At 41.4% G+C, this 13,128-nt stretch carries 13 protein-coding genes; 7 read left to right on the top strand and 6 right to left on the bottom strand.

What is annotated here, in order from left to right; all coding sequences use genetic code 11:
• The 3 genes from OFO10_RS03820 to OFO10_RS03810 all read right to left on the bottom strand — a co-directional run bounded on the left by OFO10_RS03820 (window position 1) and on the right by OFO10_RS03810 (window position 4,119).
• Window positions 1–1,929 carry a MacB family efflux pump subunit gene (locus OFO10_RS03820; RefSeq protein ID WP_270866147.1) on the bottom strand — a complete coding sequence of 643 codons (1,929 nt, stop codon included), beginning with the start codon at window positions 1,927–1,929 and terminating at the stop codon, window positions 1–3.
• A 16-nt stretch (window positions 1,930–1,945) separates the two neighbouring features.
• On the bottom strand, window positions 1,946–3,130 hold the full coding sequence (locus OFO10_RS03815; RefSeq protein ID WP_270866146.1) for an efflux RND transporter periplasmic adaptor subunit: 1,185 nt from the start codon (window positions 3,128–3,130) through the stop codon (window positions 1,946–1,948).
• A 131-nt stretch (window positions 3,131–3,261) separates the two neighbouring features.
• Window positions 3,262–4,119 (bottom strand): EamA family transporter, encoded by an 858-nt coding sequence (locus OFO10_RS03810; RefSeq protein WP_270866145.1) that lies wholly within the window; start codon window positions 4,117–4,119, stop codon window positions 3,262–3,264.
• A gap of 163 nt (window positions 4,120–4,282) precedes the next feature.
• On the opposite strand from OFO10_RS03810, the gene glmU reads away from it, so the two are divergent.
• From glmU to OFO10_RS03775, 7 genes are all read left to right on the top strand, one after another.
• On the top strand, window positions 4,283–5,587 hold the full coding sequence (gene glmU, locus OFO10_RS03805; RefSeq protein ID WP_270866225.1) for a bifunctional UDP-N-acetylglucosamine diphosphorylase/glucosamine-1-phosphate N-acetyltransferase GlmU: 1,305 nt from the start codon (window positions 4,283–4,285) through the stop codon (window positions 5,585–5,587).
• A complete protein-coding gene (gene coaBC / locus OFO10_RS03800) occupies window positions 5,580–6,761 on the top strand; it encodes a bifunctional phosphopantothenoylcysteine decarboxylase/phosphopantothenate--cysteine ligase CoaBC (protein ID WP_270859075.1) in 1,182 nt (393 codons plus the stop codon). The genes glmU and coaBC overlap by 8 nt, the downstream gene beginning before the upstream one ends.
• A gap of 3 nt (window positions 6,762–6,764) precedes the next feature.
• Window positions 6,765–7,442, top strand: coding sequence for a polyprenyl diphosphate synthase (gene uppS / locus OFO10_RS03795; protein WP_270866144.1), 678 nt, complete (start codon window positions 6,765–6,767; stop codon window positions 7,440–7,442).
• A 367-nt stretch (window positions 7,443–7,809) separates the two neighbouring features.
• Window positions 7,810–8,562 (top strand): prepilin peptidase, encoded by a 753-nt coding sequence (locus tag OFO10_RS03790; RefSeq protein WP_270866143.1) that lies wholly within the window; start codon window positions 7,810–7,812, stop codon window positions 8,560–8,562.
• Window positions 8,555–9,586 (top strand): LptF/LptG family permease, encoded by a 1,032-nt coding sequence (locus OFO10_RS03785; RefSeq protein WP_270866142.1) that lies wholly within the window; start codon window positions 8,555–8,557, stop codon window positions 9,584–9,586. Before OFO10_RS03790 ends, OFO10_RS03785 begins: the two co-directional genes overlap by 8 nt.
• Before the next feature lies 1 nt (window position 9,587).
• Window positions 9,588–10,289: a tRNA pseudouridine(38-40) synthase TruA gene (truA, locus tag OFO10_RS03780; protein WP_270864537.1), complete on the top strand. Its 702-nt coding sequence runs from the start codon at window positions 9,588–9,590 to the stop codon at window positions 10,287–10,289.
• Between the two features lie 92 nt (window positions 10,290–10,381).
• Window positions 10,382–11,212, top strand: coding sequence for a hypothetical protein (locus OFO10_RS03775; protein WP_270866141.1), 831 nt, complete (start codon window positions 10,382–10,384; stop codon window positions 11,210–11,212).
• A gap of 305 nt (window positions 11,213–11,517) precedes the next feature.
• Here the strand turns inward: OFO10_RS03775 and OFO10_RS03770 are convergent, their stop codons facing one another.
• Genes OFO10_RS03770 through exbB form a run of 3 tightly spaced genes read right to left on the bottom strand, consistent with a single transcriptional unit; the run spans window position 11,518 to window position 13,079 of the window.
• On the bottom strand, window positions 11,518–12,288 hold the full coding sequence (locus OFO10_RS03770) for an energy transducer TonB (protein ID WP_270866140.1): 771 nt from the start codon (window positions 12,286–12,288) through the stop codon (window positions 11,518–11,520).
• Window positions 12,281–12,664, bottom strand: coding sequence for a TonB system transport protein ExbD (exbD, locus tag OFO10_RS03765; RefSeq protein ID WP_270866139.1), 384 nt, complete (start codon window positions 12,662–12,664; stop codon window positions 12,281–12,283). Before exbD ends, OFO10_RS03770 begins: the two co-directional genes overlap by 8 nt.
• Window position 12,665: 1 nt before the next feature.
• Window positions 12,666–13,079 (bottom strand): TonB-system energizer ExbB, encoded by a 414-nt coding sequence (gene exbB, locus OFO10_RS03760; RefSeq protein WP_270859086.1) that lies wholly within the window; start codon window positions 13,077–13,079, stop codon window positions 12,666–12,668.
• Window positions 13,080–13,128: the final 49 nt, after the last annotated feature.

Below are 13,128 nucleotides of genomic sequence, written 5' to 3'. Positions count from 1 at the left end.
CTACTCCTGTGCTAATGCGTCGATTGGGTTTAGTTTGCTTGCACTTCTTGCTGGCAAATACCCGAAAATTATCCCGATAGCAGATGAGGCCGCAAAGGATACGATTATCGGCGCAATGGTAAATTTCATCGAAAAATCAGGGCTTAGGGTGTTAAAGCCAAATCCAATTAAAAGCGCAAACAAAATTCCCAAAATTCCGCCGAACCAGCATAGCAAAATCGCCTCGATTAGGAATTGTTGCAAGATATTGCCCTCTTTGGCGCCGATTGCCATGCGGATTCCGATCTCTCTGGTGCGCTCGGTAACTGAGACTAGCATGATATTCATTACGCCGATTCCGCCCACGATTAGCGAAATAAAGGCGATTGAGCCGATTAAAATTTTCATCGTGCCTGTCGTGCTCTCTATCGTTTGCTTAATCGTATCTGAATTTCGCGTGTGAAAATCCCTCGTGCCGTGGCGCTGGATTAGTAGCTGTGTGATACTCTCCTCAGCCATTGCGGTGCTGACATCGTCTTTGATTTTGACCGTGATTGAGCTAATCTGCCTATCGCCTGAAATTTTATCAATCACGGTCGTATATGGCGCATACACGCGCAAACTCTCGCTACTGCCAAAGGCGTTTTTATCCTCGCCAGCTATGCCGATTATGCGTAAAGCCCTGCCGTTGAATAAAATTGTATTTCCAAGTGGTTCCACGCCTTTAAATAGCGTTTTTTTGGTGTTTTGATCGATAATGATGACAGAATTTGAGTATTTTATATCATCTTCGTTGAAATTTCGCCCCTCTACCACATCTATTCCACTGACTGCGAGCGAATTTACATCACCGCCAAAAACCTGCCCCGTCGCACTCATACTAGCGTAAGTTAGCGTTCCGCTCGTGCGCGAATTTGGCGTAGAATAATCCACATAAGGCTGGTGCGCTAATGCCAGGGAGTCGTTTTTGGTTAGAGTATTTATCCCGCCTGCTCTAATATCACCGAAATTTCGCCCCGGATAGACGCTAATGGTATTTGTGCCAATCGAGCGGATATTTGATAAAATCCTCTCCTCTGAGCCGTTTCCTAGGGCAACGACGCAGATAACTGAGGCAATTCCGATTATAATTCCAAGCATTGTCAAAATCGAGCGCAACTTATGCGAAAATATCGCGCTGACCGACATTTTAAAGCTCTCTATAAATTGATCTTTGGCGGAGAAAAGCGAGCTTTCTTTTTCTAGCTTTTCTTTATGCAAATCAAAGGTGCGCCCCATTTTGACATTATCGCTTAAAATTTGGCCGTCTTTGATCTCGACAATCCTATCAGCGATTGAGGCGACATTGCTATCGTGGGTTACGACGATTATAGTATGACCTTCTTCGTGGAGTTTTTTTAAAATCTCCATTACCATGACGCCAGATTTGCTATCAAGCGCGCCTGTTGGCTCGTCGGCTAGGATTATCTCGCCACCATTTATGAGAGCCCTTGCAATAGAGACGCGTTGCTGCTGTCCGCCCGAGAGTTTGTTTGGCAAATTTTTCGTGCGATCGCCTAGCTCTAAACCTTCTAAAAGCTCTATTGCGCGCTTAATCCTAGCATGAGATGGCACGCCTGCATACACAGCTGGCAGGGCGACATTTTCGGTAGCGTCGATTGAGGCGATGAGATTGTATTTTTGAAAAACGAAGCCAAATTTCTTACTTCTAAGGCTTGCAAGCTCATCTGAACTAAGCTTGGCAACCTCTTTATCGTCGATTTTATAGCTTCCGCTAGTTGGGGTATCAATACAGCCGATGATATTCATCAGCGTGGATTTTCCGCTACCGCTTTGACCGATGATTGATACGAATTCGCCGGCTTTTATATGCAAATTTATATCTTTTAGGATATGAACCTCATCGTCGCCGAGTTTGAATTTTTTGTTTATATTTTCTAACTTTATCATGGCTAAATTTTAAATTTTAAAATCTCATTCTAGGAGCGCGTCCGCCTCTGCCATCGCCGATTTGATTGGCGTTTGAACCATCTGCGATGATAATCTCATCATCATCGCTCAAACCGCCCAAAATTTCGGTATTTAAATCATCGCTAATACCCTTTTTGATATAGGTTTTCTCTGAGCCAAAACCCCTTTTTACCATGACATAATCGCCTTTTTCATCGCGTTTGATTACAGAAGTTGGCAGATAATTTGTGTCTTCTGCGTGATTTACGATGATTTCGCACTCTGTCGTCATGCCGATTTTTAGGTAATTATCTCTATTATCAATTAGGGATTTGACATAAAAATAAACAGCGCTTTTTGATGAGCTCACACTCGTGCTAGCCTTGTCGTAGCTGCCATCACTTAGCGTAGTAAGACCTGGGTCTATGTGTGAGACATGGGCTTGGCGCACATCGTTGAGATTTGAGAGAATATAGTATTCTACCGGCGTGCCGACGCTGATTTTAGAAATATCGCCCTCGGCGACTTCCATTTTTATCTCCATTTTGCTTAAATCCGCGATTTTTGCGATAGTTGGCGTGGTTTGGTTGGCATTGACCGTCTTTCCCTCTTCTACCGGGACAGATACGATTGTCCCGCTAGTAGGGGCTGTGATTTTGGTGTAGCCTAAATTTGTCTCAGCCGTGCTTAAAGAGAGTTTGGTCTGCTCAATTTGCGCTTCGATCTGCTTTTTGGCTGCCTCTTTTGCAGCGAGATTGTTTTTGGCGTTTTCTAGGGCTTCTTTCGAAGTCGCGTTTGCTTTGTAGAGTTTAAGCTCGCGGTTGTATTGAATCTGGGCGTTATCGCTAGCGATTTTGGCTGAAACCAAATTTGCCTCATAGATATTTAACTGCGCCTTTTCCTTGGCGATATTGTTTTCTTGGGTAACTGAGTCGATTTGGGCTATCATATCACCAGCTTTGACCACATCGCCAACTTTGACATAGAGCTTTTTGATCTGACCGCCTACTTGCGCACCCACATCGACTAACTCTTGCGCATAAACCTCGCCAGTGGCTGTCACGGTGCCACGGATATTGCCTTTTTGCATTTTTGTGGTTAGGATTTTTGGGGCTTCATCTTTTGCGCCAAATTTTTTATAAGCGAAATATCCACCCGAAATCAGGGCTAAAATAAGTAAAATTTTGACTATTTTTTTCATCTTCTCCAACTTTTTTTTAAATTCAAATCCGCAATTTTAGCGAACAAATTTAAACCTAATGAAATTTTGCGAAATTTTAATTACAAATTCTATCTCTAAATTTTACAAAAACTAATCAAAACTAACCAAATTTAGGCTTTTGCGTAAAATTTCATTATTTTTTTGTGCAGGATTAGTGAAAATGCGATTATCACGCTACCGATTAAGAATTTGCCAAGCTCGGCGTCCTTGTGCCAAAGGGCTAAATTTACGATAATCGCAGCTGGAATTAGAGCGTTATTCATAATCGCAAGCACGCCAGCATCGACTTCGCAAGCGCCTTTGTTCCACAAAAAATAGCAAAGCGCGGAGCTTACCACGCCCATAAAAATTATGATTGCAACCTGCTCTGTGTTTGGATTAAATTTCGCCGCGTTTCCAAAAAGCGCCGCCACAAGCGCGCAAGCAATCACCGCGCCTAGGAAAAAATAGCCAAAAAGCTCTTTTTGCTCGCCAAGACCCTTGCTTTCGCACAGATATTTATACGCGCTCTGACCTGCGCCAAAGCACAAATTTGCCCCTTGAATCAGCAAAAATCCGGTTAAAAACTCAGAATTTATGCCATTAAATTTAATCACAAACGCCCCAAAAACCGCAAATGAGACGCTAAGCAGATAAAGCGAGCGAAAACGCCTAGCAAACGCGTCATATATCAGCGTCACATAAAACGGCGTAAATATCGTAAAAAGCGCCACTTCATAGACTTTGAGATACGCAAAACTTTTGTAATAAAAAATATACATTATGCCGATTTGCACTGCGCCGATCGCGCAAATTTGCCCTGCTAGGCGCAAATTTACACCTTTAAATTTCATAAACGGCACGAAGCACACAAACGCCAAAGCCACGCGCGAAAGCGCCAAATACGCGCTATCAATCCCGCGCAAAAACTCGCCGATTAGCGAAAAGCTAAACGCCCAAATAAAGGTAACGATGATAAGTTTTGTCAAAATTTGCCCCAAAATTTTAAAAATTTAGCGATTTTATAAAATTTGAGATTAAATTTATATTACAAATTTTATTAATGGCAAATTTTAAATTTTCAGCCCGCAAAAGTAATCTTTTATTAATCTTTGCTGTGATAAAATCCCTAAATTTTTATTTTTTAGGAAAATTATGAGTGAAATTTCAGTAGTAATTCTAGCCGCTGGTTTTGGCACGCGTATGAAGTCAGACCGCCCAAAAGTCCTATTTGAACTTTGCGGAAAGTCGATGTTAAGCCATGTTTTAGAGCGCGCGTATGAAATCAGCGATGATGTGAGCGTGATTTTGCACTATCAATTTGATCGTGTCAAAGAGGCAGTTTTGAGCGAGTATCCAAACACCAAAATTTACAAACAAGACCACGAAAACTTCCCGGGCACCGCAGGCGCGCTAAAAGATATCAAATTTGATAGCCAAAAAACTCTAATCGTGTGTGGCGATATGCCACTAATCGACAGCGCGGATTTGCGCTCGCTTTGCAGTAGCGACGCAGATGTCGCCCTAAGCGTATTTCGCGCAAAAGATCCATTTGGATATGGCAGAGTTATCACGGCTGACGGCGAAATTTTAAAAATCGTCGAGCAAAAGGACGCTAGCGAGGAAGAAAAGCTAGTTTGCGACGCTAATGCTGGGTGCTACTGCTTCGACACAAAGGTGCTAGAAAAAATACTGCCTCAAATCACACCAAACAACGCACAAAAAGAGTATTACCTCACAGATAGCATACAAATCGCCAAAAATATGGGCTTAAAATGCAAAGCTGTATGGGTTGATGAGCAAAATTTTATGGGAATAAATGACAAATTTGCACTAAGCGTGGCTGAGGAAATTATGCAAAATCGCATAAAAGAGCGCTTGATGAAAGCTGGCGTGCTAATGCGCCTTCCTAGCACGATTTATATAGATTGCAGGGCGAAATTTATCGGCGAGTGCGAGTTGCAAGAAAATGTCAGCATTATCGGCGAGTGCGTGATCGAAAACTCTATAATCAAAAGTTCAAGCGTAATTGAAAGCTCACTAATTAAAAATTCCGACCTTGGCCCTATGGCGCACATACGCCCAAAATGCGAGATTTCTGACACTCATATCGGAAATTTCGTCGAGCTAAAAAACGCGAAAGTTAATAATATCAAAGCAGGCCATTTAAGCTACCTTGGAGATTGCGAGATTGATAGCGGCACAAATATCGGCTGCGGCACGATTACATGCAATTATGACGGCAAGAAAAAATACAAAACCATAATCGGAAAAAATGTCTTCGTAGGCTCTGATACGCAGTTCGTAGCCCCAGTTAAAATAGGCGATGATGTCATCATAGCGGCTGGCTCAACTATCGTTTCAGATGTCCCAAATGGCGCACTAGCGATAGCTAGATCAAAACAAACAAACAAAGCTGAATTTTTCTATAAATTTTTTAGGAGCAACAATGAGTAAGAAGAAAATTTTACTAGCAGTTTGTGGAAGCATTAGTTTTTATAAAGCGTTTGAAATTCTCTCTGCGCTTAAAAAGGCGAATTTCGATGTTTATGTCGCACTTAGCGAGGGTGCGAGCGAGTTTGTGAGCTACAAGGCTTTCGAGGCTTTGTGCGATCACCCTGTGCTATGCAGTGGCAACGAAGACTGGCAAAAAGGGGTAAATCACATAAACTACTCAAAAGTAGATTTAGTCTTAATCGCTCCTGCTACGGCAAATACGATAAACAAGCTTGCTTGGGGAGTTTGCGATAATGTATTTTTACAAACCATAAACGCAGCCTTCGCCAAAGCCAAGGTCGTAATCGCACCAGCAGCCAATCCTGCGCTACTTGAAAACAACATAACCCAAAACTGCATTGAAATTTTAAAAAGCAATGTCAAAGCCTTGTTTGTCGAGCCAATCGAAAAAATGCTAGCTTGTGGCGAAAAGGGCAAAGGTGGCCTAGCCACCACAGAGGCGATACTTCAAACCGTAAAACGCGCAATCCATAAGGATAAATTTTGGGAAGGCAAAAATGTCGTCATCACAGGCGGTCCGACAACCGAGAAAATCGACAATATCCGCGGAATTACAAATTTTTCTAGCGGAAAAACCTCAAAGGCAATCGCGGACGCATTTTATTATCTAGGCGCAAATGTAACGCTGATTTCGAGCGTGGATTATCCAAATTTGCCTTATAAACTTACGATTTTTGAGAGCACAATCGGCCTAAAATCAGCCCTTGATAGCACGAAATTCCCTGATGGCTCATACCTGATAATGGCAGCAGCTGTTAGCGACTACACTCCAAAAGTCCGCTACAAAGGCAAGGTCAAAAAGACAGAAATCGGCGATGTATGGAACCTGCGCCTTGGCAAGACCGATGATATCCTAAGCTCAGTGCATGCAAATATCAAAAAAATCGGCTTCAAGCTCGAAACTGACAAAGAAACTGCACTAAACGAAGCAAAACGCATGCTAGATGAGAAAAATCTCGACGCAGTATGCCTAAATACGCTAGATGATGTGGTAAAACTAGGTGGCGATGTCACGAGAATCACGCTTTTGACAAACGATTTTATTACCGAGCTAGACACTGCGAGCAAAGATGAAATCGCGCTAAAACTAGCAAACGAGCTTAAAAAAATCTAAATCGTGAATCAATTAAACCATTTAGCAATCATTATGGACGGCAATGGGCGCTGGGCTAAAAAACGCGCCCTTCTGCGCACTGGCGGGCACGAAGTGGGCGCGCAGGTCGTGCAGAGTGTCTGCGAATTTTGCATAAAAGAAAAAATCCCAAATTTAACTCTTTACGCATTTAGCACCGAAAACTGGAAGCGGCCAAAAAGTGAAGTTGAGTTTTTGATGAAACTTTTGGCAAAATTTTTGGTTGATAAAAAAGAGAGTTTTTTAAAAAACGGCATAAATTTCAAAGCTGTCGGCGATATAGAGAAATTTAGCGATGATCTGAAAAGCAAAATTTATGATTTGCAAAATTTTACGCAAAATTGTGCGAATTTAAATCTAAATTTGGCGATAAATTACGGCGCGCGTGATGAAATCGTGCGAGCGTGTCGTGAAATTTCACGCTCTGGGAGCGAATTTAGCGAGAGCGAAATTTCAGCGCGCCTAGATACCGCGCGCAGTGGCGATGTGGATTTGCTAATCCGCACAGGTGGCGAAAAACGCATTTCAAACTTCTTGCTTTGGCAGGCAAGTTACGCTGAACTAGCATTTAGCGATACTTTGTGGCCAGAATTTTCTAACGAAGAATTGTCGCAAATAATTAACGAATTTAAAAACAAAAACCGAAGATTTGGTGGTTTATAATATCACAAAACAAAAATACACAAAATTCTAACAATCTAAGAAAATTTAAAAGATTTTGAATTTTAAAATTTCGGCGCAGTATTTCCAAAATAAAATTCCAAAATTAAATGATAATTCTCCAAATTGCTTCGTTTTCTACGAAAGCTCGCAACGAGTGCAAATTTGCATGCTTTAAATTTTTAACTCGTAGGTTGCTTCGTCGCTGTTACACAGCTCCTCGCAATGACAGATTTAACGACACGATTGATTTGCGCAATGAGAGCAAATTTCGTAAATTTTAAATTTCACTCCCGAATTTGCCCAAAATTTAGCCAAAAAATTGTAAAATAGCCGTTTGCAGAATTTATCAATTTAATAATGGATTTTTATGGAATACTACCTTTATATGGCGATTTTCGCCCTTTTTGGCATCTGTGTCGGCTCATTCAGCAATGTCTTAATCCACAGGCTTCCGCGCGGCGAGAGTATCAACTTCCCTGCTTCGCACTGCCCTAAATGCGGCACTCCACTGAAATTTTACCACAATGTCCCGCTGTTTTCGTGGCTGTTTTTGGGAGGAAAATGCGCATTTTGCAAGGAAAAAATCTCCGTTCGCTACCCAATCGTGGAGTTTCTAGCTGGCGCGCTAGCCCTGTGCGCCTACATCTGCGAGCCAGATATCATCAAAGCCGCCATTTTAGCGCTACTTTTCATACTTTTGCTAGCACTTTCGGCAATCGATTTCGAGTTCAAGGCCGTGCCAGATAGCCTGCTTTTCACAGCTACCGCACTTAGCTTAGTCTATCCTTTGCTTTATGATTTTGATATTAGCCTGCTGTATCCAGCTGCTGGGTATGGGCTAGCGTTTTTCGCGCTTCGCCTCATCATCACAAAGGTCTTAAAGCGCGAAGCCATGGGCTCAGCCGATATTTTTATCGCCATAATCATCGGCGCGATTTTGGGCTGGAAGCTCGGCGGAATCGCGATTTATATCGGCGCGATTTTGACCCTGCCAGCATACGCAATCGCCAACAAAAAAGGCTACGAACTGCCGTTTGTGCCGTTTTTATCAGCTGGACTTTTGCTTACGATTTTATTCAAAGCTCAAATTTTAGAGCTTTTGGAAATGATTTATGGATAGAGTTCAAAAATACCTATTTAGCAACTTCATAAGCTCGTTTGCATCGCTATTTAGCACGCTTTTTATCATTATGTCGATTGTGTTTTTCTTGCAGATTGCGCGCATTACCTCTTTTATCGAGATAAATTTGATAGAGCTAATCAAACTCTACCTTTTTATGCTACCGCGAATTCTCATTTTCACCGTGCCGATTGCCTTTTTTGTCGCCCTTAGCATGGCGCTTTTCCGCCTTTCGAAAGAAAATGAGACAATCGTGCTTTTTACTATCGGCTATGTTACGCGCAAAATCGCTGTGTTTTTCAGCGTGATTGCGGCGATTTTTTCGGTTCTTTTGCTCTTTATTTCGCTTGTGATGATGCCAATCGCCGAAAATCTCAAAGACAATTTCATCGACTACAAAAAAGTCAGCGCCACGCTAAATATCAAAGCTAGTGAATTTGGACAGAAATTTTCGGAGTGGATGGTTTTCATCGAGGGTGAAGACGAGGGCGAAAACGGCAAAATTTACAAAAATTTAGTATTTTACAACCACGGCAAAAAAGGCGAAGATGAGCGCATAATCATCGCCAAAAAAGGCGAGTTTGTAAGCGAAAATCAAAGCTTCTCCGCGCTTTTACGCGATGGCAAAATCTACACCGTGGATAGCGACGAGTGGCATATTACTGAGTTTGACGAGCTTATCATACGCACACTTTCTAAGAGCAATATCCGCACAGGGAGCGATGTGCTAGGATACTGGCGCGAAATGCGCAAAAACGACAAACGCAAAAAAGATTTCAGCATTTATGTGCTTGTTTCGCTATTTCCGCTAGCAAGCGTGCTTTTTGCGCTAAGCTTTGGAATCGTAACTTACCGCTACGAAAAGGGCTTTATTTACGCTGGGATTTTTGGGGTGCTTTTTAGCTATTTTGCGCTGATTATGATACTAGCCAAACGCCCACAAATCGCCATTAGCGTAACATTTTTGCTGACATTTATCCTATCTTGGATTTATTATAACTTCAAAATCAAACCGCGATATTAAAATGCAAAATTTACTTCTTACCTACGCTTACAACGGCGCGCGATTTTGTGGCTCGCAGTCCCAGCCACATGGTCGTAGCGTCGAGGACGCGCTCAAAATCGCGCTAGGCAGAGTCGGGATTTTTGGCGCGCTCACCACTAGCTCTCGCACCGACAAGGGCGTGCATGCCCTGCGCCAAACAAGCACCGTAAAATGCGAACTCTACCAAAGCCTACCGCGCCTTAAAGAGCTCATCAATCGCCACTGCGCGCCATATATTTTCGTGCGCGACCTGCGCGTGGTAAGCGATGAATTTCACCCAAGATACAGCGCCAAAGCTAGGGCGTATCGATACATCATCAACCACGGCGAATTTAACCCATTTCTAAGCGATTTTCAAATTTTTATGCCCAAATTTGACACCGAAAAGCTAAATTTAATTCTTGCGAAATTTATCGGCGAGCACGATTTTAGCGAGTTTATGAAGGTTGGAAGCGAGATAAAAAGCCCGGTTCGTGAAATTTTCGTAGCGCGTGCGTATTCGCATGGAAATCTCAGCGTGGTAAATTTCGTCGCAAACGGCTTTTTGCGCGCGCAAGTAAGGTTAATGCTAGCAAACGCCCTTGCCTCACTCAAATCAAATCGCCCCATAGACCTCTCCCACGCCCTCACCCGCATACCAGCCCCACCAAATGGACTTTATCTTGCAAATGTGATTTACTAAATTTTACATTTGATTAAGCGGGGTTGAATTTGTAAAATTTGATAAATTCAGTATCACAGATACTGACTGGGATTTTATAAAAAGGATTAAATTTGGATAATGAAAAAATAATGCGAGAAAAAGCAGAGCAAATGACTAAAAAAGCCGAAATGAAAATTCAACAAGCAAAAGAAAAAGAAGCTAAATATCAACAATGGCTAGAAAATAAAAAACAAACCGATCCAAATTTTAGGGATTATGATAAAGAGCCGCTCATTATACAAAGTTATGAAGAATTTTTTGTGCTAACGCTATGGATTTCATCTTTCGTTTTTGCTGGAATATTTGCTGGAATACTCAACGAATTGCGTTGGGGTAAAGTGCCACAAGAGTTGCTTTGGTTAAGTTTGATACCAATAGGTTATATTGTTATTGTTGCGATTTTGCAAAAATTCAAATTTAAAAATCATAAAATTAAATTTACAAATCATCATATCGAATTTTATGATTACGGAAAATTAAAAAGGAAATGCAATATTATACAAGATGAATTGGCTAAACCTTTCTTTACTCAATGCACAATGAAAAAATCTATGTTCGACATATTCTTTGATTTATTTATGCTTATAGTGATAAGTTTAACATTTTTATCAACTGGAATTTTGAAAACAATGTATTTTTTGCTTTCATTTTATTTTTCAAATTTAATACTAAAATTTTTTGCTTTTGTATTCATAAGTAAAAATTTAAATGGTTTTAAAATATTTCCATTTATACAAATTGCTATGCCACACCACACTGTGCCCATGTATGGTGCATTGTTGTCGGCTAGATATTATTTGATTTATCTATATAACGATGAAATTTATAAGGAAGTAAAAAAATATTTTTTACAAAAAAATATAAATATTGATAATTTACCAAAAAGTTACAACATACTTTAATAATCAAATTTTTTTAAAGGAAAGAACTATGAGTATCGTAGGTCGGGCATCCTTGCCCACCAAAAAAAGATAAAATAATTTAATAATCATTTAAATAAGGCTTCTTCGCTTTGCAAAGCTTTACTCATAATAACATAAAAATCAATCGTAAATTTAATCTCGTAGATTGCTTCGCTTTCTGTGAAAGCTCACAATGACAATGGCTGGCAAATTTTCCTTAATCTGTCATTGCGAGCGAGTGAAACGAGCGCGGCAATCTACAAATTTAAAATTTTAAAATCGCTAAATTTGCAAAATTTTGAAATTTATTTCAGCACAAAGCGCACATTTACGACAAAAGTTCGCGCGCTTGTCGTGGGCGGGAATTTCGATTTCGTGCGCTCTATCGCCTTCAAAACAGCCTCATCGAGCGCCTCCACACCAGAGCTAGCTGTGATCTTTGCGCCCTGCACCGCGCCACCGGGCAAATACGAAAACTCCGCCTTTACCACACCGGTTTGCTTACGCATTTTCGCGCTTTTTGGGTAGTTTTTTTGCGCGTAGGCTGCGATGATTTTTTGTATCACGCCACCGATATTATCGCTCTTGGCATTGCCTTGTATGTTTGCCATGCCCGCTTTTGGTGCGCCTGCGCTAGCATTAGTTTGGGCTAAATTTGGCAAATTTGCACCTGTTTTGTTGCTATCGAAATTCTTTTTTACAGCCTTTTCTTTTGCGATTTTTTTTGGTTTTGGTTTTGGTTTTGGCTCAGGTTTAGGGAGCGGTTCAGGTGCAGGGGCAGGCTCTGGCTCTGGCGTAGGTTCGGGCGCAGGGGTAGGCTCGGGCTCTGGTTCAGGGACAGGCTGTGGCTCTGGTTCAGAAACAGGTTCTGGGGCAGGTTCAGGCTGTGAATTTTGCTCGGCTAAATTTTCCACATTTTCGGGCGCAGTATCACTCAAAGCGACGAAATTTTCAATTCTAATCACGCTTAACGCCTCATCTTGCATCAAATTTGGCACCCTGAAATTCGCAAACGCAAGCCCAAGCAAGGCAATATGCAAAATCAGCGAAGTAAAAAATCCGATTGCGCTATTCATCTTTTTTCGTCACAATTGCGAAATTTTCGTGATTTAGCTCTTTTAGGGCGTCCATTACGATGACGAAAGCCTCAAATTTGGAGTTTTTATCATTTTCTAAAACAATCAAATCATGCTTTTGCAAATGCTCTAAATTTGACTTCAAAGCCTCGCTATCTACGGCGATATCATCGATGAAAATTTGCGAGTGCTCGTCGATTTTAATGGTGATTTTCTTCTCTTCGCTTGGGCTTTGCGCGCTTTTGGCACTTGGCAAATCGACCTTAATTAACCCTTGTGCGATGAAGGTCGAAACGCTAAGCGTGATTGCTAGCAAAACCAGCATAATATCGATAAATGGGACGATATTTAGCCCCTCTTTCCTAGGTAGTCGCATTTTAGCCCTCGTAGCGATTGAGCATGACATCGACTTTGCGCAAAAAGCAGTTGTAAATCATCAGCGTAGGCACAGCGACCAAAAGCCCCAGCGCAGTGGCTTTGAGCGCGAGAGAGAGGCCTTGCATGATAGCTTTGGCGTCGATATTGGCACTAGCACCCATGTCATAAAATGTAATCATAATGCCAGCCACAGTGCCCAAAAGCCCGATATACGGGGCGTTAGAATACACAATATAAAGCGCAGTGAGATTTTTGCTCAGTGCCTCTTCATACAGTGCCTTGCTTTTGTAGTCTTTTGGCGATACTCTTCTGTAAAACAGCACCCGCTCTATGCTAAACCAAACGACCAAAAAGCTCATAAAAACCAAAATAGAAATAATTATATAATCAATATAGTCTTTTAGAAAATCCATAAATTTCCCCCGTGGATAAAATTTGTAAATTTTGCTTATCAAAAATACA

This window comes from Campylobacter sp. VBCF_06 NA8, from assembly GCF_027737825.1.
GTDB lineage: Bacteria > Campylobacterota > Campylobacteria > Campylobacterales > Campylobacteraceae > Campylobacter_B.
Note: the sequence above shows the minus strand (reverse complement) of the source record. Positions and strands in the feature narration are given on the sequence as shown.

What these genes read in the sequence shown, in the direction of transcription:
- OFO10_RS03820 (WP_270866147.1), bottom strand. Translation starts at nt 1,929, where the DNA reads ATGATAAAGTTAGAAAATATAAACAAAAAATTCAAACTCGGCGACGAT.
- OFO10_RS03815 (WP_270866146.1), bottom strand. Translation starts at nt 3,130, where the DNA reads ATGAAAAAAATAGTCAAAATTTTACTTATTTTAGCCCTGATTTCGGGT.
- coaBC (WP_270859075.1), top strand. Translation starts at nt 5,580, where the DNA reads ATGAGTAAGAAGAAAATTTTACTAGCAGTTTGTGGAAGCATTAGTTTT.
- OFO10_RS03790 (WP_270866143.1), top strand. Translation starts at nt 7,810, where the DNA reads ATGGAATACTACCTTTATATGGCGATTTTCGCCCTTTTTGGCATCTGT.
- OFO10_RS03785 (WP_270866142.1), top strand. Translation starts at nt 8,555, where the DNA reads ATGGATAGAGTTCAAAAATACCTATTTAGCAACTTCATAAGCTCGTTT.
- truA (WP_270864537.1), top strand. Translation starts at nt 9,588, where the DNA reads ATGCAAAATTTACTTCTTACCTACGCTTACAACGGCGCGCGATTTTGT.
- OFO10_RS03770 (WP_270866140.1), bottom strand. Translation starts at nt 12,288, where the DNA reads ATGAATAGCGCAATCGGATTTTTTACTTCGCTGATTTTGCATATTGCC.
- exbD (WP_270866139.1), bottom strand. Translation starts at nt 12,664, where the DNA reads ATGCGACTACCTAGGAAAGAGGGGCTAAATATCGTCCCATTTATCGAT.
- exbB (WP_270859086.1), bottom strand. Translation starts at nt 13,079, where the DNA reads ATGGATTTTCTAAAAGACTATATTGATTATATAATTATTTCTATTTTG.